We start from the raw sequence: 26,314 nt of genomic DNA on the forward strand, positions 1-26,314 counted from the left end.
CTCGACGGGTTCGCGACGGCCGTGCCGCACGCCGGGTGGCGTGCGGCACGGCCGTCGCTCCCGTCACCAGCTCGGGCGTTGCAGCAGGCCGACGAACTCGACCAGCAGCCGCTCGCGCAGCGCCGGCGGCGCGGCGTCGAGCAGCGTGTTCACCAGCGCCATCCGCTCGGGCAGCGGCCCGACGCCCGAGTCGCCGTCCGGACCCGGCTCGGCCCCCAGACCCAGCCCGGCTGCCAGGCCGACGACCAGCTCCGGGGTCAACGCGTCCGGCGTGAGGGCGCCGACCACGGCGCTCAACTCCGCAGGCAGCCGGACCGGGCCGGCCGTCCGGGCAGCCGCCACCGCGTCGGCCAGGTCCGGCCCGAACTCGGCCACCCGGGGCGCCACCGCGGCGGTCACCGTGAGGTGCACACTGGCCGGCAGGCCGGCGTACGACAACTGCGGCTGGGTGTGCCAGCCGCGCGCGGTCAACTCGTCGACGAGGACGAACAGGTCGGGGCCGCCCTCGGTGGCGGTGAAGCAGACCACGGTGGACTCCGGCTCGGCCATCAGCCGCAGCCCGTCGACCCCGCGCACGGCGGCGGCCAGCCCGGCCACCGCTTCCCGGGTGCGCTCGGCCAGCGCCAGGTACCCGGCGTCGCCGAGGTGCCGCAGGGTCGCGTACGCGGCGGCGATCGGCCCGCCCGAGCGGGTGGAGGCGATCACCGGGTTGATCATCGTGTAGCCGGGCCAGTCCGCGTAGGCGAAGTACTGCGGGGCGCGCAGCGCGGCGTCGCGGTGCAGCAGCACGGACACCCCCTTCGGCGCGTACGCGTACTTGTGCAGGTCGACCGAGATGGAGGTGACCCCGGGTACCGCGAAGTCGAACGCCGGCACCGGGGCACCGAGGCGGCGCAGGTACGGCAGGGTCCAGCCGCCGAAGCAGGCGTCCACGTGGCAGCGCACCCCGGCCTCGGCCGCCGCCGCCGCGATCTCCGCGACCGGGTCCACCACGCCGTGCGCGTACGACGGCGCGGAGCAGGCCACCAGCACCGTCTCCGGGCGGATCGCGGCGGCCATCGCGGCCGGGTCGGGGCGCAGCGTGTCCAGGGAGACCGGCACCACGTCCAGCGCCACCCGCAGGTAGTGCGCCGCCTTGGCGAACGCCGCGTGCGCGCTCGCCGGCACCACGATCCGAGGTGCGGCCAGCTCGGGGTGGGCGTCCCGGGCCGCCTTGACCGCGAGGATCAGTGACTCGGTGCCGCCACTGGTGACACTGCCGACCACGTCCGGGGCGGTCGTGCCCGGCCCACCGCCGAGCACCCGGCCGGCCGCGCCGACCAGCGCGTTCTCCATCGCCAGCAGGGACGGGAACGCGGTCGGGTCCAGCCCGTTGACGTGCGCGCTCTCCCGGTGTGCGGCGGCGGCGAGGTCGTCCAGCCCCGGCACCGCCGGGTCGTAGACGTACGCGAACAGCCGCCCGCCGTGGGTCGGCCGATCGCCCGCGCGCAGCTCCCGAACCTCGGCCAACGCGACGTCCGCCGCCACCCCGTCCCGGGACAGCGCCCCGGCCCACACCCTGTTCTCGTCGATCATGGACCTGTGGTGCCCTTCTCGTGACAGTCAATGGCTTTCGTCCCCCACCACAACCCCATGATCGACGCGCCGGTTGTGCGTGGCTGCGGCGAGGAGGGCGGGGGTGAGGGTGTAGCGGCGCAGGAGGAGGACGGGGAGACCTACCAGCAGGGCGGGCAGGACGGTGAAGCCGAGCAGGACGCCGAGGCGGGCGGTGTCAGACTGGGCAGCCGCCGTGCCGGTGTCGGAGGAGACGTAGCCGGAGAACTGGAGCACCAGGCCGTAGATGCCCGGGCCGAGGGCCAGACCAAAGGTCTCTCCGGCGGTCCAGAGGCCGGTGAAGACGCCGGCCTGCCGCCGGCCGGTGCGCGCCGTGTCGTACGCGATGCAGTCCGGCAACATGGCCAGCGCGAACACCTGCTGACCGGCGTAGCCGACGCCGATCACCGCGACCAGGAGATAGACCGCGACCGGCGGCAGCGCCGGCGCGGCGACCAGGGCGAGTGCCCCGGCGGCGAGGATCAGTGCGGCGGCGACCAGGGCGGCTCGCTTACCCAGCCGGGCGCCCACCCGGGTCCAGAGCGGCATCACCAGCAGCGCCGGCCCGACGAAGCAGACGAAGAGCAGGGTCGGGCCGCTCTGCTCGTCGCGCAGGATCTGCCCGGCGAAGTAGTTGACCCCGGCCAGAATGGTCGCCACCCCGGCGGACTGCACCACGAAGCAGATCAGCAGCGCCCGGAACGGCCGGTTGGCACCGGCCACAGCGAGCTGGGCGCGCAGCGTCGGCTCGCTGCCGCCCACCGTGCCGGTCGGCGCGGACCGGGTGCCGAAGAACGCGCCGACGGCGCCGAGGGCGATCAGCACCGCCACGAACAGGCCCATCCACCGGTGCCCGGGCAGGCCGTCACCGCTCGCGGTCACCACCAGCGGGGCGACCGCGCCGGAGACCAGGATGGCCAGTGCCAGCACGGCGATCCGCCAGGTCATCAGCCGGGTACGTTCGGCGTAGTCGTCGGTCAGCTCCGCCGGCATCGCCACGTACGGCACCTGGAAGAAGGCGAACGCGGTGGCGGTGGCGAGGAAGGCGAGAGCCACGTACGCCGGGGCGGCCGGGCCGTTGCCGAACGGCGCGGCGAAGATGGCCGCGAAGAGCACGGCGAGGGCGAGGCCGGCGACGAGCAGGTACGGCCGGCGGGCACCCCAGCGCGACCGGGTGCGGTCGGAGATTCGCCCGGCGACCGGGTTGACCAGCACGTCCCATGCCTTGGGCAGCAGCACCAGAAGGGCGGCCACCCCGGCGGCGACGCCCAGCGTGTCGGTCAGGTACGGCAGCAGCAGCAGACCGGGCACCGTGCCGAACGCGCCGGTGGCCAGTGAGCCGAGCGAGTACCCGGCGTGCACCGACCGGGGCAGCGGACCGGCGGCGGGCGAGCCGGCGTCACCCGGCGGCGGGTTCATGGGGCCGAATGTTACTCACGTTATGGCGCCGGTCACATCCCCTCATCCGGCGACCAACCCGCGGCCCGGATGTCCACGCCCTCGCCGCGCAGCGGCGCCCCCTCGGCGCGCAGCCGGGCCCGCGCCTCCCGCTCGTGCCCCGGGGGCAGCCGACCGGCGGAGGTGACCACCCGGTGCCAGGGCACCGAGCCGCCGTGCCGGGCCATGATGCTGCCCACCAGCCGGGCCGACGCACGGCCGGAGCGCTCGGCGAGCGCGTCGGCCACCGCGCCGTACGACATCACCCGCCCGGGCGGGATCCGCTCGACCAGGTCCAGCACCGCCTCGACGTACTCGTCCGGAGTCACAGTCCGCCACGATATGGGAACGCGACCGGGCCGCGCCGCACCGACCACGCAGAATGGGCGGGTGCGCGACGCAGTCACGGCGGCCCGACGGGTCGTCGTCAAGATCGGATCCTCCTCGTTGACCACCGCCAGCGGCGGGCTGGCCGACGAGCGGGTCGACGCGCTGGTCGACGCTCTCGGCAGGCTCGCCGCCGAGGGGCGCGAGGTGGTGCTGGTCTCCTCGGGCGCCATCGCCGCCGGCCTGTCCCCGCTCGGGCTGGCCCGACGCCCGCGCGACCTGGCCACCCAGCAGGCCGCCGCCAGCGTCGGGCAGGGCCTGCTGATCGGCCGGTACGCGGCCAGCTTCGCCCGGCACCGGCTGACCGTCGGCCAGGTGCTGCTCACCGTCGACGACGTCACCCGACGGGCGCACTACCGCAACGCGTACCGCACCCTGCGCAAGCTGCTCGACCTGCGCGCGGTGCCGATCGTCAACGAGAACGACACGGTGGCCACCGACGAGATCCGGTTCGGTGACAACGACCGGCTGGCCGCCCTGGTGGCCGCGCTGGTGCACGCCGATCTGCTGCTGCTCCTCTCCGACGTGGACGCACTCTGGACCGGCGATCCGGCCCGCCCGCACTCGACGCGGATCGCGGAGGTCCGCGACGAGGCCGACCTCGCCGGGGTCGCCATCGGCAAAGCCGGCCGCTCCGGGGTCGGCACCGGCGGCATGGTGACCAAGGTCGAGGCCGCCCGGATCGCCACCGGCTTCGGCATCCCGGTGGTGCTCACCGCCGCCGACCTGGCCGCCCCGGCGCTGGCCGGCGAGCCGGTCGGCACGCTGTTCCACCCGCAGCGGCAGCGCCCGGCGGCCCGGCTGTTCTGGCTCGCCCACGCCACCTCACCACGGGGGCGGCTGCACCTCGACCCGGGCGCGGTGGCCGCCGTCGTCGGGCGGCGCAAGTCGCTGCTGCCGGCCGGCATCACCGCCGTGGACGGGACGTTCACCGCCGGCGACCCGGTCGACCTGGTGGACACCGCCGGCGCGCCGGTCGCCCGAGGGCTGGTCAACTACGACGCGGTGGAGCTGCCCGGGCTGCTCGGTCGCTCCACCTCCGAACTCGCCGCGGCGCTCGGCCCGGCGTACGAACGGGAGGTCGTCCACCGCGACGACCTCGTACTGCTGTGAGCAGCTTGTCATCACGTGAGGAGTGCAGGATGAGCGTCGTCGAGCAGGCCCGACGGGCGCGGGACGCCGCCGCGGAACTGGCCGTGGCGACGCGTACCGCCAAGGACGCCGCGCTGGCCGCGATGGCCGACGCCCTGGTGGCGCGTACCCCGGAGATCCTCGCCGCCAACGAGACGGACCTGGCGGCCGGCCGGGATGCCGGGCTGACTGCGGCCGTGCTGGACCGGCTCGCCCTCGACGCGGGCCGCGTGGCCGGCATCGCCGACGCGCTGCGTCAGATGGCCGCGCTACCCGACCCGGTCGGCGAGGTGGTCCGCGGCTCGACCCTGCCCAACGGCCTGGAACTGCGCCAGATCCGGGTGCCGTTCGGGGTGGTCGGCATCATCTACGAGGCGCGTCCCAACGTGACCGTGGACGCGGCCGGGATCTGCCTCAAGTCCGGCAACGCGGCGCTGCTGCGCGGGTCGTCCTCGGCCGCGCACTCCAACGCGGCGCTGGTCGCGGTGCTGCGCGACGCGGTCGCCGGGGCGGGGCTGCCGGCCGACGCGGTGCAGCTGCTCGACGCCAGCTCCCGCGAGTCGGTCAAGGAGCTGATGCGCGCCCGAGGGCTGGTCGACGTGCTCATCCCGCGCGGCGGCGCGTCACTGATCCGCACCGTGGTCGAGGAGTCGACCGTGCCGGTGATCGAGACCGGGGTGGGCAACTGCCACGTCTACGTGGACGCCGCCGCCGACGTGGCGAAGGCCGTCGCGGTGACGCTGAACGCCAAGACCCAGCGGCTGTCCACCTGCAACACCGCCGAGTCGCTGCTGGTGCACGCGGACGTCGCGGACGCGTTCCTGCCGCCGATGCTGGCGGCGTTCGCCGAGGCCGGCGTGACCGTGCACGGTTCGCCCGAGGTCGCGGGACACTCCGCCGCCGTGGTCCCGGCCACCGAGGAGGACTACGCCACCGAGTACCTCTCCGCGGACATCTCCGTCGCGGTGGTCGACTCGCTGGACGCGGCGGTCGCGCACATCCGGCGCTACGGCACCGGGCACACCGAGGCGATCCTCACCGACTCGGCGAGCGCCGCCCGCGAGTTCGTCGCCCGGGTGGACGCGGCGGCGGTCATGGTGAACGCCTCGACGCGGTTCACCGACGGCGGCGAGTTCGGCTTCGGCGCGGAGATCGGCATCTCCACGCAGAAGCTGCACGCCCGCGGCCCGATGGGCCTGCCCGAGCTGACCAGCACCAAGTACGTGGTCACCGGGGACGGGCACCTGCGCTAGCGGTACGGGCCGCGCCTCAGCCGGCCGGCGCCGGCCGGCAGGCCCGGATGGCGGAGAGGGTCGAGTGCACGTCGAACTGGTGCCCGTCGTCGCTCTCCCAGCCGCCGTCGCTGCGCTGGGTCTCTGCCAGCCGGCGAAGCGCCCGCACCATGATCCAGTCCTGCGGGTCGATGCCCACCCGGCGCAGCGTGGCCGCCAGCCAGGCCACGTCCCCCGGTGACATCCCGGGCATCCGTTCGGCGAGCACCACCTGGATCCGCGCCGACTCCTGGAACATGTCCTGCCGGTGCAGCACCGCCGCGCTCAGCCAACCGGCGGCCAGGAAGGACGGCCAACTGCCGTCGGGGCGCAGCCGCTTGGCGATCGACTGGGCCGCCCCCTGCACCACCCCGGCGTACGCCCCGCCGACCCGGTGATCGAGCGGACCGGCGGCACGGGCGTCCAGGCCGGCGACGGTGAGCCAGAAGCCGGCGTTGGCGGTGAGGAAGAGCCCCGCCTCCGGGTCGCCGGGGCGGGCCCACTCCGGAGCCGACCCGGCAAGCGAGGGGTCCTCCTCCCAGCCCCCGTCGGGCTGCTGCCGGGACGCCAGCCAGTCCAGCGCCCGGCGCGCGGCGGGACGGCCGAGCGCCCCCAGGTCGTCCAGCTCGGCGAGCCGGAAGCAGGTGGCGTCGATCGAGGCCATCTCGCCGCCCCAGGTCGCCGGCCAGCCGCCGTCGGGAGCCGGGGCGACCTCGACCGTCTCCAGCAGCTCGGCGGGCACCGGCGTGCCGTTGAGCAGCCAGGAGAGGCGGGCACGTTCGACCGCATCTCCGTGCGCCACGACGAACCCGATCGCGGCTTCCAAGTCGACCACGGCGGAGACGCTACCTGCGCAGACACGATTCCGCCTCGGGGAATCGGCCAGCCGGGAATGGCTGCGTCGCTCCGCTCGGAGGGCTGCTCGGGGTCACTTGCGTCGATTCGCCGGCGGACGGCGTCGGCCGGGCCACGCCGGAGCCGGGGCGGCGGTGTGCGCCGCCCCGGCCGGCCGGTCAGTACGCGGGCAGCGAGGGGTCGATCTGCTTGATCCAGGAGAGCACGCCGCCCTGCACGTGCACGGCGTCGCGGAACCCGGCCGCCTTGAGCGCGGCGAGCGCCTCCGCGGAGCGGACACCGGACTTGCAGTGCAGCACGATCTGCCGGTCCTGCGGCAGCTGGGCCAGCGCCTCGCCCGAGATGATGTCGCCCTTGGGGATCAGGGTGGCGCCGGGGATCCGGACGATCTCGTACTCGGCCGGCTCCCGGACGTCGACCAGGAAGATGTCCTTGTCGGCGTCCTGCCACTCCTTGAGCTCCAACGCGGTGATGGTCGAGTCGACCACCGCCTCCTGGGCCTCGTCGGAGACCGCGCCGCAGAAGTCCTCGTAGTCCTCCAACAGGTCGGTGACCGTCGGGTTCTCGCCGCAGAGTGCGCAGTTCGGGTCCTTGCGAACCTTGATCTTGCGGTACTCCATCTCCAGGGCGTCGTAGACCATCAGCCGGCCGACCAGCGGCTCACCGATGCCGGTGAGCAGCTTGATCGCCTCGTTCACCTGGATCGAGCCGATCGACGCGCAGAGCACACCGAGCACGCCGCCCTCGGCGCAGGACGGGACCATGCCGGGCGGCGGCGGCTCCGGGTAGAGGCACCGGTAGCAGGGGCCGTGCTCGGCCCAGAACACCGATGCCTGGCCGTCGAAGCGGTAGATCGAGCCCCAGACGTACGGCTTGCCGAGCAGCACCGCCGCGTCGTTGACCATGTACCGGGTGGCGAAGTTGTCGGTGCCGTCGACGATCAGGTCGTACTGGGCGAAGATCTCACGGACGTTCTCCCGGTCCAGCGCGGTGTTGTGGATCTCCACGTTGACCAGCGGGTTGATCTCGCGGATCGAGGCGGCGGCGGACTCGGCCTTGGACCGGCCGACGTCGGACACGCCGTGGATGATCTGGCGCTGGAGGTTGGACTCGTCGACGGTGTCGAAGTCGATGATGCCGAGCGTGCCGACCCCGGCCGCGGCGAGATACATCAGGGCGGGCGAGCCGAGGCCACCGGCGCCGACACAGAGCACCCGGGCGTTCTTCAACCGCTTCTGCCCGGTCACCCCGACGTCCGGAATGATCAGGTGGCGGGAGTAGCGGCGGATCTCGTCAACGGTCAGCTCGGCGGCGGGCTCGACGAGCGGGGGCAACGACACGGTGGACTCCCCGGGATCGGCGGTGTGAACCGCGCCATTGTTGCTCGCCGGGGCACCGCTCGGCCATGAGGGAGGACACGTGGCCCGCAATGCGGGAGGGGAATAACCGACGGACCCATCGATCAGGGGACGAGGTCCCCCGCGTACCGACGGCCGTCGAGGTAGGGCCAGGCGTTGGCGACGCAGCCCTCCAGGCCGTACGTCTGCTGCTGCATCACCGGCGCCGGCTGGCCCGGGCCCGGGCAGCCCTCGTGCTCCTCACCGAACTCGTGGCCCACCTCGTGGTTGATCACGTAGGTGCGGTACGTCTCCAGCGGCGCGCCGTAGTCGGGGACCGCCTCCATCCAGCGGGCCAGATTGATGATGACCTGGCCGGGGAGCCGGCAGGAGGTGTACCGCTCGGTGGTCAGCCCGCCCTCGGCGCACATCCGCTCGGAGGTGACCGGGGTGGCCAGGTAGATCGTGAAGTCGGCGGCCCCCGCATCGGCCACCCGCTGCACGCGCAGCTCACCGGAGGCGATCCAGCTGCGCGGGTCGGTCAGCGCCTCGTCCACCGTGCCGGCGAAGGCGTCGGCGTCCTGGCCGGTGCCGTGCTCGACCACGACCCGGTAACGGCGCAGCGGCCCGTCCTCGCCGTGCACCGGGGTCTCACCGTCGGCCGCGGTGAACCGTCCCGCGCCGACCGACGGGTAACTGGTGGGCGCCGGGTGCGCGCCCACTCCCCCGCCGTGACCCACCCGGCCCTGGGTGGCCGCGGGCGCCTCGGCTGGCGGTTCGCCGCCCCACGTCAGCGTCACTCCGGCGCCGACGGCGAGCACGACCACCAGACCGAGCAGCAGACTGCGGCGGCGTCGCCGGCGCATCCGGAACAGTGCAGGCCGCGCGTCCGACGCCCGGTATGCGGGTCGGCCGGGCGATTCGGGCGGGCCGTAAGGGGACGACGGCGTCATGACGTCCAGCCTGCCAGATTAATCGGGCATTTCTCCGCTTTCACCGCTAATAACGCAAGACGCCTTATAAAGGCGTCGATTGGGTGCCGTGGAGGCGCTCAGAGCGGAGGACCGGCGTAGCGGCGACCGTCCAGGTACGGCCACGGATTCACCCGGCACCCGTGCAGGAAGAGGGTCTGCTGCATCATCACCGGCGCTGGCCGACCGGAGCCTGGGCAGCGCTCGTGCCGGTGCCCCAACTGGTGGCCAACCTCGTGATTGACCACGTACGTCCGGTAGACCGACAGCGGCACACCGGCCTGGACGTAGTGCGGCACGGACAGCCGCCACCGATCCAGATTGATGATCACCCTGCCCGGCGTCCGGCAGGACGTGTACGGCCGGCCGCCGACCCGGATGTCCACCCCACCGTCGGCGCACATCCGGCCCGCCGTACGGGCCGTGGCCAGGTAGACGGTGAAGTCCCGGGGCGAGCCCTCGGGCACCTGCTGCAACCGCAGCCGGCCGCTGTCGACCCAACTGCCCGGCCCGGCGAGCGCGGTCTGGACCGCCTCCCCGAACGCGGCGGCGTCCTCGCCACTGCCGGACTCGACCGCCACCCGATAGCGCCGCAGCTCGCCCGCGCGGCCCAGCACCGGGCCGGCGCGGTCGTCGTAACCGAACCGGCCGGTGCCGGCGGTCGGCACCGCCCCGGACAGCCGCAGCACCGGGGACGGGCTCGGCGGCGCGGCAGGCGACGGGTCGGCCGACGGCCGCAGCGGCGCCGCCAGCAGGGGAGGCGGTGCGGCCGGCGACGGTGTGCGGATCTCCTCAGCGGCCAGCCGCTCGGCGCCGGGGTGCCCGCCCGGCCCTTCGGCGATCACGGAAACCGCCGCGCCGACGGCCAGCACCACGGCCACCAGTTGGGCGATCAACGCGAATCGCCGCTGACGGTGACCGGGGCGGCGGGCGGGGGTGGGCACCCGGTTCAGCCTGCCAGATCAGGCCGCCGGGCGGTCTCCTCCGTTTCGGCGAGCAGGCCGACAACCGCCCGGGCCACCAGTCGAGGTACCTCCAGTTGCGCCACGTGGCCGACGCCGTCGAGCATCAGCAGCCGGCTGTCCGGGATGGTCCGGGCGGTCTGCGGCGCGACCCGCACGTCGACCAGCCGGTCCTGCCGGCCGCCCACCACCAGGGTCGGCGCGCGCACCGCCGCGGCGAGCCGCCACAGCGAGCCCGGCCCCGGCAGGTACGACCGCAGGAAGCTGGAGACCAACCCGCGGAACGTCCGGACGTACGCAGACGCGTAGTGCTCCGCCTCGTAGCGCACCAGGATCTCCTCCAGCGCCTCGGCACGACGCTGCTCGCAGATCCGGCTGAGGTCGGCGACGCAGGCCTCCAGGACCTGCTCAGCCATGACCTCGGGGGCGAGCTGGGTGAGCCGCCAGGCGACCAACCGTTCACCCCCGGGGATGGCCAGCACCGGCAGCATCCGCCCCTGCAACGAACGACGGAAATCCAGGAACGGCAGCGCAGGAGAGATCAGGGTGAGGGTACGGACCAGGTCGGGCCGGAGCCCGGCCACCTGGACCGCGACCGCACCGCCCAGGGAGTTGCCGAACAGGTGCACCGGCCCTCGACCGGAGTGCTCGATCCAGCGGACCACCAGATCGGCGAAGGCCGGAATGGTGTAGCGGCGGCCCGGCTCGCTGCGGCCGAACCCGGGCAGGTCGATGGCCTGGCCGTCCAGCCGGTCGGCGAGCAGCCCGGCCAGGTCGGTCCAGTTCTGCGACGAGCCGCCCAGCCCGTGCACATACAGCGCCGGCTCCGCGCCGATGGCGGTGGCCGGGGTGTCCCGCACGTACGTGACCACGCCGTCGAGGCGGACCTCCCGACCCGGCCACGGCGGCGGGACCCGGTCCTCGGGAAGGAGATGGTCCGGCCAGAGGGTGGCGCGCTTCATCGCTCCAGTCTGCCCTGGACCACTCAGGACAGCAGCGCTTCCAGCCTTCGGTTGACCGCCGCCAGCGTCGCACGGACCACCGCCTGGCGCGGGTCACCGGCGACCAGGGCCGAGCCGGCGAGCTGCTCGACCCAGCCGTCACAGACCAGCAGCACCACCACGGTGGCCACCTCGCAGTTGCCGAGCGGCACCACCGCCGCGTGCTCGACGAAGCAGCGCCCCCGCTCGGCGTTCTCGGCGCCGCGCAGCAACTCGTCCACGGCCGCGGCCGCCGCGACCGCGCAGAGCCGCAGCACGTAGCCGTCGACCGCCGGCCCGGTGGCGTACCCGGCGGCACTCTCGCCGCCGGCCAGCAGCCGGACCTCCACGTTCGCGTCCAGGCCGAAGGTGCTGACCTGGACATGGTCGATCACCACCCGCGGCCCCGGCGCGCCGCCGGTGTCCAGCGGTCGGGACGGTGCCGACTCCGTCGTGGTCACCTGACCACCGGAGTACGACGTACCGGCCGTCGCCGGACTGCCGGTTGCCGCGCCAGCGGGCGCGGCCGAGACCGAGCCCGGCTCCTCCACCGTGGCGCGACCCCGGTGCGGGGCGCTCGGCCGGCGGCGACGCGAGCCGTCCGCCCCGACCTCCTGCTCAGGGCCTACGGGCGTGGCCTCGACCCGACCACCCGACGGCCGACCGACCGTGGGCGACCCGGTGGGCAGCACCTCGCCGGTACGGAGTTCCGCACCGGCGTCGCGCGGCTCGGCACTCCGGGGGTCGGCGCTCCGGGGCTCCGGGGCACGCCGCTCGGCGGCCCGGGGCTCGACAGCCCGACGGCGGACCGGCGGGACCGGCGTGGTCGGCGGGCCGGGCAGGTTCTGCGGTGCGGCGGCCAGCCCCATCCGCTCCTGAAGCAGCCGGGCCACCTGTCGGCTCACGTCGGCCGGGTCGGCGCCGTCGGACAGGTCCAGCCGGAGACTGTGCGCGCCGGCCGGGGTACGGCGCAGCGCGGCGTCGCGTACGCCGGCAACTTCCCGAACGGCGTCCAGGATGGCGTTGACGTCGAACCCCTCGGGGCGCTCCCGCAGCGGTGCGGGTTCGTCGTCGCGGCGCAGGTGGGTGGCGATGCGGGCGAGCTCAGGGGTTTCTGCGGGTGGCTCCACGGCTGGCGGCTCCGGCACGACGGGCACGTCCGGTTCCGCAGGGACGCGCTGCGGCAGCACCGCCAACGTCGGGTCCGACGACCGACCGTCGTCGGCCGGTTCGGTCGGCGACGCCGGGTCGGGGGCGGATCGGCGAGCCGCGTAGGGAGGGGCGCTCGTCGGGGCGGGCGCGGGTGAGGTCCGGTCGCGGCGCCCGGGCCCGCTCGTGGCAGGGGCGACACCGGTCGAGGTCGGCGGGATGGCTGCTGGTGACGTGCCGGTCGCCGAGGGAGCTGAGCGGGACGGCTCGACCGGGGACGGCAGGGGCGGCTCGGGAGTCTCCGACCGGAGCCGGAACGGTGCGGCCGGCCGGGCTTCGGGCCGGAGCGGGCCGGACGGCTCATCCGCGCCGCTCGCGCGGGGCGTGCTCGCCGACCGACTGACCGGCCAGGAAGGGCGCTCGGTCGGGGTGCCAGCCGGAATGCGTCCCTCGGACCAGTCGGGTCGCTCGGCCCGCATCGGGGTCGTCGGGGTCGGGGTCGTCGGGGTCGTCGGCGACCCGCCGGCCCAGGAGGGCCGCTCCCTCAGCAGCGCCGGTCCGGCCGGGGCCGGTGGCGCGTCGGCCAGCACCGGAGGTGGTCCGGCCGGCGCCTCGGGCGGCGCCGGTGGCGGTGCTTCGGTCGGCGCGGGGTCGGCCCAGGACGGCCGCTGGACAGGGGGCGCACTGGTGGGCGCAGGGTCGCCGGCCCGGGCTGGCGGGCCACTGGCCGGGGCCGACCCGCCAGTCGGGGCTGATTCACCAGCCAAGGACGGGCGCGACGGCCGGGCGCTGGCCGGCGCCGGGTCCGAACCGCCGGCCCAGGACGGCCGGCCGGGCGGCGGGGCACTGGTCGGGGCCGGACCGGCCCAGGACGGCGGGGACGGCGCGCCGCTGGTGGGCGCCGGGTCCGGGCCGCCGGCCCAGGACGCCCGATCGGCGCGTGCGGCACTACTCGGCGCGGAATCGGCCCGGGAGGGCCGCTCGGCCGGTGGGCCGCTGGTCGGAGCGGACCCGCCGGCCCAGGAGGGGCGATCGGCCGGTGGGCCACTGGTCGGAGCGGACCCGCCCGCCCAGGAGGCGCGATCGGCCGGTGGGCCACTGATCGGAGCGGACCCGCCCGCCCAGGAGGCGCGATCGGCCGGTGGGCCACTGATCGGCGTGGGGCCGCCGGCCCAGGAGGGGCGATCGGTGGCGGGCGGCGCAGCGCGCGGCACCGGTGGCCCGCTGGTCGGTGTCGGGTCCGCGCCGCCGGCCCGGAGCGACCGATCGGCCGGCGGGACAGCGGTCGGCGCCGAACCGGCCCAGGATGGGCGGTCCGTCGGCGGCGCGCTGGTCGGCTCGGCTGCCGGCCCGCCCGCCCAGGAAGGCCGGTCCGCCGGGCCGGCCTCGGACGACGAATTCGGGGCTGGGCTGGTAGGGCTCGTCGCAGGGCGTCCGCCCGCCCAGGAGGGGCGATCGGCCGGGCCGCGCTTGGCGACCCGCTCCGGCGACGCCTCGGGCTCAGGTTCGTCTCGGGCGATGTCGCGCCCGCGCGGCGGGTCGACGCGTACGGGCTCGTAGGGGCGGGGTGACTCCACGCGCGCCGGCTCGTACGGCCGGTTGGGCTCGGCGACCAAGCCCGGCGCGGGCTCGTCCCGGGCCGGGCGGCCAACCGGCTCGCCATCCTGCCGCGACCAGGGCGGGGCCCAGCCGCTGCCCCAGCTCGGGCGGTTCCAGCTCGGCCCGGACCAGTCCGGCTCGATGGTCGGAGGCTCACCGGCCCGGGGCACGTCCCCGCCGCGGTCGCCCCTGGCGGCGCGACCCGGATCGGAGTCCTCGGCGTGCCCGGCCCCGTCCGGGGTGCGTCCCGGCTCAGCCGACGCGTCCGGGGTGAGCGGATCCCGCCAGCCGCGCGGCGCGGCCGGCGGTTCGTCGGTGGCCAGCCGCTCGGCGGTGGGCGCGTGGAAGCCGGGCGGGACCTCGAAGCCCGAGGCGGCGGTGCCGACGGGCGGCACCTGGACGTCCGGCGGCGCCGAGGTCGGCAGACCGGGCTCGGCCCAGCGGGCGCTGTGGCCGCGGGCCGGGTCCGCAGTGGAGTGCGGGGCGGGGCCGGTGTCGGGCTCGCCGGTCCCCTGCTCCGGCGGCGGTGCGGGGCGCTGGGCGGGCACCACCAGCCGGTCGCCGGCCTGGTCGGGCCGGTCCTCGGCGGTCAACCCGGGCGGCGCGCTCACCGGCGCGGGCCGGCCCGCCGAGGGCTCGGCGCCAGGGTGGCGGACGCCATTGGCCTCGGTGCCTGCGTGGCGGACGCCGTTGGCGTGGTGGCCGTTGACCCGGGCCGGCGGCTGGAGGTCGTCGGGCAGCCCGGACACAGGTGGCGGCAGGTCGCCGTGTCGCGAGGAAGAGGTGCGCCAACCGGACGCGGGGTCGGGCTGCCAACGCGGTGTCTGCTCCTGGGCACCCTCGTGCTCGGCAGCGCGGGACCATCCGCCCACCGAGGGCGCCCACCCGCTGACGGGACGGCCCGGGTCGTCGTGCTGACCCGCTCCGTCGCCGTGCTCTCCCGGGGTGGGGACTCCGGGTTGCCCTGTTTCACTCACCGCGCGCTCCTTGGTCGCCCTCGCTGAGGCTACCGTGTGGTGACAGTGGCGATAAGTTACAGCGGCGGGCCATTTCCACGACGCGGGTCACGGGCTTCGCCCGGTCTGGGGGGAAAATGCCGGCTCGTACGCAGAACTCGGAGGAACCCATGACCGCTGCGGGCAACGGTGCGCAGACCGCCGGCAGGCCCACCCGCCTGCCTCGTTCCGCGCGCCGCAAGCAGTTGCTGGCGGCGGCGCAGGAGGTTTTCGTCGCGCAGGGCTACCACGCCGCCGCGATGGACGACATCGCCGAGCGGGCCGGGGTCTCCAAGCCGGTGCTCTATCAGCACTTCCCGGGAAAGATGGATCTCTACCTGGCTCTGCTGGACACGCACTGTGACGCCATCGTCGCCAAGGTGCACGACGCGATGCGCGGCACCAACGACAACAAGGAGCGGGTCGGCGCGTCGGTGCGGGCGTACTTCGACTTCGTCGATCACGAGAGCGAGGCGTTCCGGCTCGTCTTCGAGTCGGACCTGCGCAACGACCCAGCGGTGCGGCAACGCGTCGAGCGGGTCGAGCAGGGCTGCATCGCCGCGATCACCGACACCATCATCTCCGACACCGGGGTGAGCCGGGCGCACGCCGAGCTGCTCGCCTCCGGGCTGGTCGGTGCGGCCGAGACGGCGGCGCAGTTCTGGCTGGCCGGCGGCCGGCAGGTGCCGAAGGCCGAGGCCGAGGCGTTGGTGGCCGCGTTGTCCTGGCGGGGCATCGCGAGCTTCCCGCTGCAAGGTGAGTCAGCCTGACCACTGCCCCCGTGATCGGATAGCCTTCGCAGGGCGGTTCTTTCGCCCCAGTTGAGGAGGCACAGTGGAGGTCAAGATCGGCGTGCAGTACGCGCCGCGCGAGCTGGTTCTGGACAGCGCGCAGTCGCCGGCCGAGATCGAGCAGATCGTGACCGACGCCTTCGCCGGCAACGGCGGCACGCTCTCCCTGACCGACGAGAAGGGCCGGCGGGTCATCGTGCCGGTCGAGAAGGTCGCGTACGTCGAGATCGCCGAAGCGTCGCCCCGGGCGGTCGGTTTCACCGTCCGCTGACCGGTCCGGCCGTCGCGGCAGGTCGGCGCTGGCCCACCTGCCGCGGGCCGGCACCGCACCCGGCGGCCCGGGTGGTCAGTTGTTGAGCCCGACGGCGGCCATCCGAGCGGTATGCGCGGCGGTGAGCCGCCGGAACAGCCCCGACACGTCGACCCGGTCGCCCTGCGCGATCAACGTGGTGAGCGCGGCCCGCTCGGCGGCGACCCGGCCGGCCTGGGACAGCGCCTCGCCGACCAGCCGCCGGGCCCACATGGAGAGCCGGTCGGCCACCCGGGGGTCGGCGGCGACCGCCACCCGGATCTCGGCGGCGGCGAACTCCGCGTACCGGGAGTCGTGCAGCACATCCAGCACCAACTGCCGGTCGGGCTCGTCCAGCGCGTCGGCGATCTCCCGGACGAAGTCGTCGGTGATGGCGTCGCCGACATACGCCTTGGTCACCACCTCCGCCCAGTCCCGCGGCTCGGTCGAGTCGTGGTACGCCTGCAACGGCCGCACGTAGGGTGCCATCGCGTCCTCGGGCGGCACGCCCAGCGCGGTGAGTCGGTCGGCGAGCCGGCGGTAGTTGGCGATCTCGGCCGCGGCCATCTCGCTCAGTGCGGCACGGCGGCGCAGGTCGGGCGCGAGCCGGGCGTCGCCGGCCATCCGTTCGAAGGCGAGCAACTCACCGAAGGCGACCAGGCCCAGCAGGTCGGCGACGGCGGGACCGGGGGTGGTCGGCGCGGACACGAGCGCAGGTTACCGTGCGCGGCCCGGTGGTGTGGCCCGCGCGTGGTACGACCCAGACATCGACCCACCGTATGACGCAGGTCACATCTGATGCCCCCGCGTGGCGGGTGCCCGACGGGGAATCGGGACGGGTGCCTGCCTGTTCAGGTAGCATAGAGCAGTTGCCGTGGGCGCCGATCTGATCGAAGCTCAGCCCGCGGCGCGCGTGCGGCCCGGTCCGGCTCGGCAGTCTGCCCCCGACCGTGTGGCCCGCGTCATACCGACAGCGCCCTGAGGACATGATGGGGCGCACCCACGAGAGGGCACCCCCAAATCCATATGAGCGAGCTGACTCAAGATCTGATGGACGGCCAGGAACTGGCCCCCACCGCCCCGGTTCGACCCGAGGCTCCCACCTTTGCCGCACTCGGCGCCCGCGAAGAGACCGTCGAGGCACTGGCCGCGGCCGGCATCACCCGCGCCTTCGCCATCCAGGAGTACGCGATCCCGATCGCGCTCCGTGGCGTCGACCTGATCGGCCAGGCGCCCACCGGTACCGGCAAGACCCTCGGCTTCGGCGTACCGCTGCTGGAGCGGGTCTTCGCGCCGAACGAGGGCAGCGACGGCGTGCCGCAGGCCCTGGTCGTCGTCCCCACCCGTGAGCTGGGCATCCAGGTCGCCAAGGACCTGGCCGCCGCCGGCCGGACGCGGGGCGTCCGGGTGCTGCCGATCTATGGCGGCGTGGCGTACGAGCCGCAGATCGACGCGCTGCGCAAGGGCGTCGAGGTCCTGGTCGGCACCCCCGGCCGGCTGCTCGACCTGGCCAAGCAGAAGCACCTGCGTCTGGACCGCGTACACGCGCTGGTGCTCGACGAGGCCGACCGGATGCTCGACCTGGGCTTCCTCGACGACGTCGAGAAGATCCTGGCGATGCTGCCGGAGGATCGGCAGACCATGCTCTTCTCGGCCACCATGCCGGACCCGATCGTCACCCTGTCCCGGCGCTTCCTGCGCCAGCCGATGACGATCCACGCCGGCCACACCGCCGAGACCGGCCCGTCGCCGCAGACCCAGCAACTGGTCTACCGCACCCACTCGATGAACAAGGTCGAGATCGTGGCCCGGATCCTCCAGGCCGAGGGGCGCGGGCTGACGATGATCTTCACCCGCACCAAGCGGGCCGCCGACCGGGTCGCCGAGGACCTCGACTTCCGCGGGTTCGCGGTCGCCGCGGTGCACGGTGACCTCGGCCAGGGTGCCCGCGAGCGGGCGCTGCGGGCGTTCCGGGCCGGAAAGATCGACATCCTGGTCGCCACCGACGTGGCAGCCCGCGGGCTGGACGTCACCGGCGTCACCCACGTGATCAACTACGACTGCCCGGAAGACCAGGACACCTACACCCACCGGATCGGCCGCACCGGCCGGGCTGGCGCGACCGGTGTCGCGGTGACCTTCGTCGACTGGGACGACATGCCGCGCTGGCGGATCATCGACAAGACCCTGGGTCTGGAGATGCCGGAGCCGCCGGAGACGTACCACACGTCTCCGCACCTCTACACCGACCTGCACATCTCCACCAGTGTTGCCGGCACCCTGCCCACCGCGGAGCGGACCAGGGCCGGGCTCTCGGCCGAGATCGAGGAGGACCTGGGCGGGACCCGTTCCCGCCGGGGCGACAGCGGTGGCCGGGGCTCCCGACGCGGTGAGAGCCGCGGCGAGGGCAGGAGCGACGGCCGGGGCGAGCGCCGCGGCCGGGGCGATGACCGCCGGGACCGCACCGACGCCGGCACGCCGGCCGCCGAGGCACCCGCGGACACCGCCGCCGACGAGGAGGGCACCCGTACCCCGCGCCGCCGGCGTCGCCGCCGGGCCGGCGAGGCGGTCGCGGGCGAGCCGACCGCGGTGATCTCCACCGAGGTGGCTCCGGCCGAGCCAGCCGCCAGCGCCGACGGTGAGCCGTCGAAGCCGCGTCGCCGCCGGCGTCGCCGTGGTGGCGGTTCCGGCGCGGGTACGCCGGCCGAGGCGACCGCGGACTGACCCACAGCCACACCCGACATCCCCCGCACCGCCCCGCGCGGTACGGGGGATGTTCCCTTCCCACCCCACCTTTGGAAGATGGAACGATGCCCGAACCGCTCGACGCCGCCCTCACCGAGGTCCGGGCGCTGCTACTCGACCCCGCGCTGACCCGGGCGGTCGCCGCCGGGCGCCGCCGCGGACGCCGCCCCACCGTGGTCCGGGCCGAGCTGCGGCCGGTGACGCTCAAGGCCGGGCCCCGGCTCCAGATCACCACCTCGGACGGCGCCCGCCCGTACACCCGCAATGTCGCCCCCGGGCCGGAAACGGCCGCGGCGGTCGACGAACTGCTGGCCGAGCCATTCGGCAACTGGCACCTGGAGACGGCCGACGCGACGCTCCAGCTGCGGGTGACCAAGTCGGGCGAAGCGCAGGTGCACCGGGCCGCGACGGCGCGGCCGGCGGCGACACCGGGCGGGAACGACCGGGCGAAGGAGTACCTGCTGGACCCCGGGGACGAGATCTTCACCGAGATCGGCGGCTCGGCGGCGAAGCGCCGCCAGGTGGACGCGTTCCTGCGAGCCCTGGCCGCAACCCTGCCCGACGAGCTGACCGGCCCTCTGCGGGTGGTCGACCTGGGCTGCGGCAACGCCTACCTGACCTTCGCCGCGTACCGCTATCTCTCCGGTCGGGGGCTCGACGTCGAGTTGATCGGCGTGGACGTCCGGGAGGACCAGCGGCGGCGCAACACCGAGTTGGCGCAGCGACTGGGCTGGGCCGATCGGGTCACCTTCGTGGCCGGCACGATCGCCGACGCCGTCGTCGACCCCGCACCGGACCTGGTGTTGGCGCTGCACGCCTGCGACACCGCCACCGACGAGGCGCTGGCCCGCGCGGTGCGCTGGGAGGCCCGCTGGGTGCTCGCCGCGCCCTGCTGCCACCACGACCTGGCAAAGCAGCTACGCGCCCACCCCGCCCCGGCCCCGTACGAGCTGCTGACCCGACAGGGCATCCTGCGCGAGCGCTTCGCCGACGTGCTCACCGACGCCCTGCGGGCCGGGCTGCTGCGGGTGCACGGGTATCGGGCCGAGGTGGTGGAGTTCGTGGACTCCCAGCACACGCCGCGCAACCTGCTGATCCGGGCGCGCCGTACCGGCGCCGGGGCCACCGACCCGCAGCGCGCGGAGTACCGCGAGCTGGTGGACCAGTGGCGGGTCACTCCCCGGCTGCAGACCCTGCTGGCCGCCGACGAGCCGCCCTCCGCCTGACGAGGACGGCGCCCCGGCGGTGGTCCGGTCGGTCGCTGCCTGAGACCAGTCCCATCAACGGGACAGTTTGTGCGGTCAGTCAATTGTTTCCGGCTGTGGGCGTACTACCCTCGGAAGGCGCATCGTCCCAGTGCTCCGGCCGGGAGGAGAAGACCCGCGAGGATGGCTTCCGCAGACGTTTCGCCGCAGATGGCGTTCGCCCGCTTCGTCCGGCGAGCCATCGATGACGCTCGCGACGAGCGCGGGTGGACGGTGACCGACCTCGCCTCCCACACGGGTGTGGGCCGCTCCACGGTGTTCCGTTGGCTGGCCGGTGACTGGCAGGACTACCCCGAACTGGCCAAGGTCCGCGGCTTCTGCGCCGCACTGGACCTGCCGGTCGCGGCCGCGTTCCGGGCGCTCGGGCTGCCCGACGCCGGCCCGGCACCCCGCCGTCGTAACGACGAGGGCCCGGTCGAGGCGGACGTCCGGGCGATCCTGGACCGGCTCGCCGATCCCACCGTCCCCGCCGAGGAGAAGCACCACATCCGCGATCTCCTCCGCTACCTGGCCCGCCGCCCCATCCGCCGCGCCGGCTGACCTACCCCGCCGGGGTCAGGGGACCGTAAGGGTGAACTCGGCGGTGTGGACCTTGGCGGCGACCTGGAAGTCGAGGTAGAGGCGGTAGCGGCCAGGGCCGGGGGCGGTCAGCCAGAACTTCACCTGGCCGTCCACCAACTCCGGCTCCGGGTGCACGTGCAGGTAGCCCAGGTCGCCCTCGCGCAGCGCCACCAGGTGCCCGTACGCCCCGAGGTAGCGCTCCAGCGGTGCGGCGCCGCCAGCGGCGTCGACCCGGAAGGTCAGCGGCACCGTCTCCTCGGCCTGAGGGTTGCCCTGGTAGCCGACGGTGAACCCGTCCACCGTCGTCGAGGTGGCTGGCGCCGGCAGCGCACGGGGCTGATACCCGCCGGGCGCGACCAGGTCCGCGCCGAGGGTCACCGCGGTCTGGCCGCCGTCGTCGGCGACCACGGTGAAGTCGGCGTACGCCCGCCAGACGCCGGGCTGCGCGAGGGTCAGCGGCACGGACCAGGTGCCGTCCGGAGCCATGGTCGGGTGCAGATGCTGGTAGCCGGTCAGGTCCCGGCGGACCACGATGAGGTGCAGCGGCTTGTCGTGCACGACGGCGAAGCGGGTGACCGGCCGGCGCTGCGCGTCCCGCACCTGGAACCGGAGCTGCCCCGGGCGACCGGCCAGGAACTCGGTGGCCAGCGGGGCCAGGGTGTACCCGGCCGAGCTGACCGACAGGCCACCCGGCTCGCTGCCCACGCCCTGGTCCGTGCCCGTGGCGCTGCCGTGGTCGTGCGGCTCCGTGCCCTCCGGGTGGGTGTGGTCGGCGGCCAGCGCCGAGCCGCCGGTGGCGGCGCCGTCGGCGTTCATCCGGCCGAGGCCGAAGCCGAGCAGCACCGCGAGCACCAGCCCACCGACCACCAGCGCCAGTCGGAGCGTGCTCCGGTCCGGCGCGGCGGAGATCTGGTCAGGCACCGCCGGCGTCCAACGCGTGGCCGGCCTCGTCGACGGGCTGATCGGTCATGCCGCCCACGGTACCGCCGCACCGGGCCGGGCCCGGCCGACGTCGGGACGGCGTGGCGACGGTCGCAATCCGTCCTGCCCGGGAACTTTTCCGCCGCGAGCGCGCGGCGGGCTCAGCCGGCCACGGCGAGGGCGAGCGGGAGCACGTCCGGCGCGCCGGCCCGGCGTAGGGCGCGGGTCACCATCGTCATCGTCCAGCCCGAGTCGACCAGGTCGTCCAGGAGCAGCACCGGCCCGGCCAGTCCGGCCAGCGCGTCGGCCAACTCGGCCGGCACGGTGAACGCGTCGTGCAGCGCGCGTACCCGCTGGGCGCTGTTGCCGCGCGGCCCGCCGGGGCCGCCCGGACCGGTCCGGGTGACCTCGCCCAACAGCGGCAGCCGGCCCACGGCGGCGACCCGCTCGGCCAGCGAGCCGACCAGCCGGGGCCGCCGACGGGAACCAACCGCGACCACCGCCACCGGGCGGCGGGGCCACGGGTCGTCGCCGTGCGCCCACGCCTTCAGCACCTCCACCACGGCGCCGGCCACGTCGTCGGGCACCAGCGCGTCGGGCGCGTCCGGGCCGACCAGGCCGCGCAGCCGGCCACCCCAGCCCAGGTCGGAGAGGCGCCCGACGGCCCGGCCCGGCAGCGCCTGCTCCGTCGGGGGGATCCGGCCCTTCAGGGGTACGCCCACCGCGTCCAGCCCGGTCGGCCAGAGCTTCTTCGGGGCAATCTCCACGCCGGGTCGGCCCAGGAACGTCTGCGCGGCGGTCAGCGCGGCCGTCGACACGTCCGAGGAGAACAGCGGGTCAGCGCACCGGTCACACCGACCGCAGTCGGCTGTCCCGGTGTCGTCCAGGCACTCCCGCAGATACCGCATCCGGCAGCCGGACGTGGTCGCGTACTCCCGCATGGCCTGTTGCTCGGCGGTGCGCGCCTCGGCGACGCGCCGCAACCGGGCCTCGTCGTAGACCCAGGGCTCGCCGGTGGCGAGCCAGCCACCGCGCACCCGGCGGACCGCGCCGTCCACGTCGAGCACCTTGAGCATCAGCTCCAACCGGGCCCGACGGAGGTCGACCAGCGGTTCGAGTGCCTGGGTGGAGAGCGGTCGGTCGCTCTGCAGGGCAGCCAGTACGGCCCGGACCTGCTGCTCGGGCGGGAACGCCAGCGAGGCGAAGTAGCGCCAGATCGCGGCGTCCTCGGCACCGGGCAGCAGCAGCACCTCGGCGTGCTCGACGGCCCGGCCGGCGCGGCCGACCTGCTGGTAGTACGCGATCGGCGAGGGTGGCGCGCCGAGGTGGACCACGAAGCCCAGGTCTGGCTTGTCGAAGCCCATGCCGAGCGCGCTCGTGGCGACCAACGCCTTGATCTTGTTGTCCAGGAGGTCTTGCTCGGCGGCCCGCCGGTCGGCGTCGTCGGCCTGCCCGGTGTACGAGGCCACCGGGTAGCCCCGGGTACGCAGGAACTCGGCCGTCTCCCCCGCCGCCGCGACGGTCAGCGTGTAGATGATGCCGGAGCCGGGCAGCTGGTCCAGGTGGTCGGCGAGCCAGGCCAGCCGGTGCGCCGGGGTGGGCAGGTCGAGCACGCCGAGGCGCAGTGACTCGCGGTCCAGCGTGCCGCGCAGGACGAGGGCGTCCCCCAACTGCTCCGCCACGTCCTGGGTGACCCGGGCGTTGGCGGTGGCGGTGGTGGCCAGCACCGGAGTGCGCTCGGGCAGGTTGCCGAGGAACGTGCGGAGCCGCCGGTAGTCCGGCCGGAAGTCGTGCCCCCAGTCGGAGACGCAGTGCGCCTCGTCGACCACCAGCAGCCCGGTGGTCGCGGCCAGCTTTGGCAGCACCCCGTCGCGGAAATCCGGGTTGTTCAGCCGTTCCGGGCTGATCAGCAGCACGTCCACCGCGCCGGCCTGGATCTCCGCGGTGATCTCGTCCCACTCGTCGAGGTTCGCCGAGTTGATCGTGCGAGCCCGGATGCCGGCCCGGGCGGCCGCCTCGACCTGGTTGCGCATCAGCGCCAGCAGCGGCGACACGATCACCGTCGGGCCGGCGGGGCGCTCGCCCTGGCGTAGCAGCGCGGTGGCCACGAAGTAGACCGCCGACTTGCCCCAGCCGGTGCGTTGGACGCAGAGCACCCGGCGCGCGTCGACCACCAGCGCCTCGATGGCCCGCCACTGATCTTCGCGCAGCCGGGCATGGTCACCGGCCAGCCGGCGCAGCACCGCCTCGGCCCGCTCCCGTACCGCCGCCCGCTCTTCGCTCACCCGGCATTTCTACCAGCCCCACCGGAAAATTCCGCGATCATCAGGGCCCGGCTGGCTCCGCCTTCACCGCCGCGGGGGTGCCTGTGGGCGGGGCGGGTGGCGGCAGGAAGAGCAGGACGCTGCGAAGCGCGTCGGTGACCGCGAGCGGCAGCGGGCAGCGCGCGGCCAGCTCCTCCATCGACGTGTACGGGCCGCGTACCCACCGGTCCATCGCCACCTGCCGGCGTTGCGCGTCGGTGAGCCCGGGCAGTGTGGCGAGTACGTGGTCGGGTACGGCGTTGACGTCGATGAGCCCGCCGTCGTCGAAGGCGCGGGCCAGGTCCGGTCGGCCGATGGCGAACTCCTGACGCGCCGAGGGGTAGCGGTGCAGCAGGTTCCGCGCCTGCTGGCGGCGAACCCGTCGCTCCTCGTCGCGTGCCTGGGCCACGAGCGGCCGCCCGGTGACCCGTCCCCAGACCCATCGGTTGAGCAGTACCACGTGCGCGGCGCCCACCACCCAGCAGAGACCGATCACGCCGAGCCCCAAGAACGCCTCCGCCGCCGAGTCCTCCGTCTCGAGGTCGTCGGTGGCGATCATGTAGACCAGCAGCGACGCGGTGATGAGATAGCCGACGGCCGCAAGGCCGAGCCGTCCACTGCGCCGCCGCACCGCGTACGCCAGCATCACCAGCCAGGTCCCCGTGCCGAACGACAGCAGTGGCAGGAGGGTGCCGGCGACGGTGGCCGTGGTGCTCACCCACGTCGGCAGCGGATGCCGCTCCTGGCGCGGCTGGTCGACCCCGAACGGGGAAGGCGGGCCGGCGGACAGACCGCCCAGCGCGGGGTACAGCGGCGAGGGGAGATCCGCGTAGGGCGGAACGGCCGCCGAGAACGGCGGGGCCGACGCCTGGACCGGGGCGGTCGAGGCGGGCGGCGAAGCGGGGGGCGGCACGGTCGGGTTGAGGGCCGGGGCAGCCGGATGTGTGTCGGCGGACGGATGCGCCGGCACCGGGGGCACCATGCTCTCCACCTGCTGTGCGGCGGGAGCCGAAGCGGGCCACCCCGATTCCGGGACGCCAGCGGTGAGGGTCGGATCGGCGCGCAGTATCCGCCCGTGCAGCTCGCGGAGCGCCGCACCGGGCCCGATGCCGTACTCCTCGCGGAGGAAGCTGTCGATCTCCCGATACGCGGCCAGCGCCTCCGCCTGCCGTCCGCTGCGGTACAGCGCCAGCATGTACTGGTGGCGCAGCCGCTCCCGGACCGGGAACTCGGCCACCAGCTCGACCAGCTCGCCGACCAGCTCGCGATGCCGCCCGCTGTCCAGTTCAAGCTCCACGCGGGTCTCCAGAGCAACGGCCCGCAGTTCCACCAGTCGGTGCCGGGCAGCCTCGAAGACTCCTCCGGGGACGCCGGCGAACGGCTCTCCCCGCCACAGGTCCAGGGCAGCGGTCAGCTCGGCCAACGCCTGCTCCGTACGTCCGGCCGCGTGTCGCTGCCGTGCGGCCTGGACGCCCCGTTCGAAGCGGACGGCGTCCACCGCCTCGGGATCCACCCGGAGCAGGTAACCCGCGTCGGTGAGGCTCAACACCTGCCCCGGCGTACGCGGCGACCGGTCGGGCTCCAACACCCGCCGCAGTCCAGCGACATACTTCTGCACCACGTTGGGGCCGTTCGCGGGCGGATCGTCCGGCCACACCGCCTCGACGATCTGTCCGGTGGAGACCGAGCGACCGGCGGAGAGCAGCAGTACGGCCAGCACGGCGCGCTGCTTACCGGGGCCGAGATCGAGCTGGCGGTCGCCGTACCAGGCCCGCTGAGGCCCGAGGATCTCGAAACGCAGCGTTCCTGACATGCGAGTTTCCGCTCCTGACACCCCCGAGGGCGCCGGACGGCAGTGCCCGGCAGCCGGACGGCAGCATATCGGCAGCCGGACCGCCGTGCCGGCCGGCAACCTCGTCGTCGGCAGAAGCCACGCAGCGAGAAAGAGAAGTGCGATGACACAGGCAACGGGCACCGCCGGCACCATCCGACGGACGGTCGGCACGGTCGCCGCCGTGCTGGCCACGACCACCCTGCTCGCGGGTTGCGGGTCCAAGGACGAGCTGACCGCGGCACCGCAGAGCAGCCCGACCGCCAGCCCGAAGGACGCGCTCCTGGACGCCGTTCCGGATGGCACCGAGGGGGCGTTCCGGTTCAGCGGCAAGGACTCGTCCAGCACGCTCAGCGGCCGGATCGACCCGGAGGCGAAGGCGTTCGAACTCAACACCACCATGGCGCCGGACTCCGACGGCATCGTCGTGAAGATGTCGTTCCTGGTGATCGAGGACGAGAACTGGATAAAGGCAAAGTTCAGCGGCCGCCCGGGCCTGCCGAAGTTCCCGGACAAGTGGATGAAGCTGGACCGCACGAAGCTGACCGATGGCGGGAGTATCCCGACCTACGACGGCGTGGACCAGAGCAACGCCGGTCCGCTCATCCAGGCGGCAACCTCCGTCGAGGAGCAGAGCGCCGGGCGGTACGTCGGATTCATCGACGTGAGCGACACGGAAGCGGCGAAGGCGCTGGATGACGGTGAGGCGGCGGCGCTCGGCGAGGCCGCCAAGAAGGTTCCGTTCACCGCCGTGGTCGGTGCGGACAAGCACCTGGCCTCGCTGACGCTGAAGATCCCTGCCGCTGGCAAGGCGAAGGCGTACGACTACGTGGTCACGTACGCCGACTACGGCAGCACTCCGAAGATCAGCGTTCCGACCGGCGCCGCCGCGACGAACGCACCGAAGATGGCGTACGAGATGTTGAACAACTGACCCACGA

20 protein-coding genes and 1 pseudogene are annotated in these 26,314 nt (G+C 74.4%); 8 read left to right on the forward strand and 13 right to left on the reverse strand.

The window, feature by feature from the left end:
• Positions 1-63 precede the first annotated feature (63 nt).
• The 3 genes and pseudogenes from ACFY29_RS19395 to ACFY29_RS19405 all read right to left on the reverse strand — a co-directional run bounded on the left by ACFY29_RS19395 (position 64) and on the right by ACFY29_RS19405 (position 3,359).
• Positions 64-1,575: a pyridoxal phosphate-dependent decarboxylase family protein gene (locus ACFY29_RS19395; protein WP_386987888.1), complete on the reverse strand. Its 1,512-nt coding sequence runs from the start codon at positions 1,573-1,575 to the stop codon at positions 64-66.
• Positions 1,572-3,012 (reverse strand): annotated as a pseudogene (locus ACFY29_RS19400) (MFS transporter). The gene ACFY29_RS19395 and the pseudogene ACFY29_RS19400 overlap by 4 nt, the downstream one beginning before the upstream one ends.
• A 32-nt stretch (positions 3,013-3,044) precedes the next feature.
• On the reverse strand, positions 3,045-3,359 hold the full coding sequence (locus tag ACFY29_RS19405) for an MGMT family protein (protein ID WP_328420638.1): 315 nt from the start codon (positions 3,357-3,359) through the stop codon (positions 3,045-3,047).
• A 13-nt stretch (positions 3,360-3,372) separates the two neighbouring features.
• Between ACFY29_RS19405 and proB the strand changes: the two genes are divergently transcribed.
• Both proB and ACFY29_RS19415 read left to right on the forward strand, forming a co-directional pair.
• A complete protein-coding gene (proB, locus tag ACFY29_RS19410) occupies positions 3,373-4,530 on the forward strand; it encodes a glutamate 5-kinase (protein WP_328420640.1) in 1,158 nt (385 codons plus the stop codon).
• A gap of 29 nt (positions 4,531-4,559) precedes the next feature.
• On the forward strand, positions 4,560-5,801 hold the full coding sequence (locus ACFY29_RS19415) for a glutamate-5-semialdehyde dehydrogenase (RefSeq protein WP_386987892.1): 1,242 nt from the start codon (positions 4,560-4,562) through the stop codon (positions 5,799-5,801).
• A gap of 16 nt (positions 5,802-5,817) precedes the next feature.
• Here ACFY29_RS19415 and ACFY29_RS19420 read toward each other — a convergent pair whose 3' ends face one another.
• The 6 genes from ACFY29_RS19420 to ACFY29_RS19445 form a co-directional block, all read right to left on the reverse strand.
• On the reverse strand, positions 5,818-6,705 hold the full coding sequence (locus ACFY29_RS19420) for a prenyltransferase/squalene oxidase repeat-containing protein (RefSeq protein ID WP_355602004.1): 888 nt from the start codon (positions 6,703-6,705) through the stop codon (positions 5,818-5,820).
• 127 nt (positions 6,706-6,832) lie between these two features.
• Positions 6,833-8,014 carry an adenylyltransferase/sulfurtransferase MoeZ gene (gene moeZ, locus ACFY29_RS19425; RefSeq protein ID WP_386987895.1) on the reverse strand — a complete coding sequence of 394 codons (1,182 nt, stop codon included), beginning with the start codon at positions 8,012-8,014 and terminating at the stop codon, positions 6,833-6,835.
• A gap of 122 nt (positions 8,015-8,136) precedes the next feature.
• A complete protein-coding gene (locus ACFY29_RS19430; RefSeq protein ID WP_386987898.1) occupies positions 8,137-8,964 on the reverse strand; it encodes a DUF3152 domain-containing protein in 828 nt (275 codons plus the stop codon).
• Between the two features lie 98 nt (positions 8,965-9,062).
• Positions 9,063-9,926 carry a DUF3152 domain-containing protein gene (locus tag ACFY29_RS19435; protein ID WP_386987901.1) on the reverse strand — a complete coding sequence of 288 codons (864 nt, stop codon included), beginning with the start codon at positions 9,924-9,926 and terminating at the stop codon, positions 9,063-9,065.
• A 5-nt stretch (positions 9,927-9,931) separates the two neighbouring features.
• Positions 9,932-10,906 (reverse strand): alpha/beta fold hydrolase, encoded by a 975-nt coding sequence (locus tag ACFY29_RS19440; protein ID WP_386987904.1) that lies wholly within the window; start codon positions 10,904-10,906, stop codon positions 9,932-9,934.
• 23 nt (positions 10,907-10,929) lie between these two features.
• Positions 10,930-13,176: a hypothetical protein gene (locus ACFY29_RS19445; RefSeq protein ID WP_386988514.1), complete on the reverse strand. Its 2,247-nt coding sequence runs from the start codon at positions 13,174-13,176 to the stop codon at positions 10,930-10,932.
• Positions 13,177-14,798: 1,622 nt separating this feature from the next.
• On the opposite strand from ACFY29_RS19445, the gene ACFY29_RS19450 reads away from it, so the two are divergent.
• Positions 14,799-15,437, forward strand: a complete 639-nt coding sequence (locus ACFY29_RS19450) for a TetR/AcrR family transcriptional regulator (protein ID WP_328420650.1) — start codon at positions 14,799-14,801, stop codon at positions 15,435-15,437.
• A 64-nt stretch (positions 15,438-15,501) separates the two neighbouring features.
• Positions 15,502-15,729: a DUF3107 domain-containing protein gene (locus ACFY29_RS19455; RefSeq protein WP_030329796.1), complete on the forward strand. Its 228-nt coding sequence runs from the start codon at positions 15,502-15,504 to the stop codon at positions 15,727-15,729.
• A gap of 75 nt (positions 15,730-15,804) precedes the next feature.
• On the opposite strand, the gene ACFY29_RS19460 is transcribed toward ACFY29_RS19455, so the two are convergent.
• Positions 15,805-16,455, reverse strand: a complete 651-nt coding sequence (locus ACFY29_RS19460; protein ID WP_386987907.1) for a ferritin-like fold-containing protein — start codon at positions 16,453-16,455, stop codon at positions 15,805-15,807.
• Between the two features lie 318 nt (positions 16,456-16,773).
• Here ACFY29_RS19460 and ACFY29_RS19465 point away from each other — a divergent pair, with 318 nt between their 5' ends.
• From ACFY29_RS19465 to ACFY29_RS19475, 3 genes are all read left to right on the forward strand, one after another.
• Positions 16,774-18,471 carry a DEAD/DEAH box helicase gene (locus ACFY29_RS19465; RefSeq protein ID WP_386987910.1) on the forward strand — a complete coding sequence of 566 codons (1,698 nt, stop codon included), beginning with the start codon at positions 16,774-16,776 and terminating at the stop codon, positions 18,469-18,471.
• 86 nt (positions 18,472-18,557) lie between these two features.
• Positions 18,558-19,718, forward strand: a complete 1,161-nt coding sequence (locus ACFY29_RS19470; protein WP_386987913.1) for a class I SAM-dependent methyltransferase — start codon at positions 18,558-18,560, stop codon at positions 19,716-19,718.
• 162 nt (positions 19,719-19,880) lie between these two features.
• Positions 19,881-20,297 carry a helix-turn-helix domain-containing protein gene (locus tag ACFY29_RS19475; RefSeq protein WP_328420661.1) on the forward strand — a complete coding sequence of 139 codons (417 nt, stop codon included), beginning with the start codon at positions 19,881-19,883 and terminating at the stop codon, positions 20,295-20,297.
• Positions 20,298-20,312: 15 nt separating this feature from the next.
• On the opposite strand, the gene ACFY29_RS19480 is transcribed toward ACFY29_RS19475, so the two are convergent.
• The 3 genes from ACFY29_RS19480 to ACFY29_RS19490 form a co-directional block, all read right to left on the reverse strand.
• Positions 20,313-21,239, reverse strand: coding sequence for a hypothetical protein (locus tag ACFY29_RS19480; protein WP_386987916.1), 927 nt, complete (start codon positions 21,237-21,239; stop codon positions 20,313-20,315).
• 161 nt (positions 21,240-21,400) lie between these two features.
• Positions 21,401-23,524: a DEAD/DEAH box helicase gene (locus ACFY29_RS19485; RefSeq protein WP_386987919.1), complete on the reverse strand. Its 2,124-nt coding sequence runs from the start codon at positions 23,522-23,524 to the stop codon at positions 21,401-21,403.
• A gap of 40 nt (positions 23,525-23,564) precedes the next feature.
• A complete protein-coding gene (locus ACFY29_RS19490; protein WP_386987922.1) occupies positions 23,565-25,355 on the reverse strand; it encodes a BTAD domain-containing putative transcriptional regulator in 1,791 nt (596 codons plus the stop codon).
• A 142-nt stretch (positions 25,356-25,497) separates the two neighbouring features.
• Between ACFY29_RS19490 and ACFY29_RS19495 the strand changes: the two genes are divergently transcribed.
• Positions 25,498-26,307: a hypothetical protein gene (locus tag ACFY29_RS19495; protein WP_386987925.1), complete on the forward strand. Its 810-nt coding sequence runs from the start codon at positions 25,498-25,500 to the stop codon at positions 26,305-26,307.
• Positions 26,308-26,314: the final 7 nt, after the last annotated feature.

Source organism: Micromonospora sp. NPDC000668, from assembly GCF_042897975.1.
Classification (GTDB): domain Bacteria; phylum Actinomycetota; class Actinomycetes; order Mycobacteriales; family Micromonosporaceae; genus Micromonospora.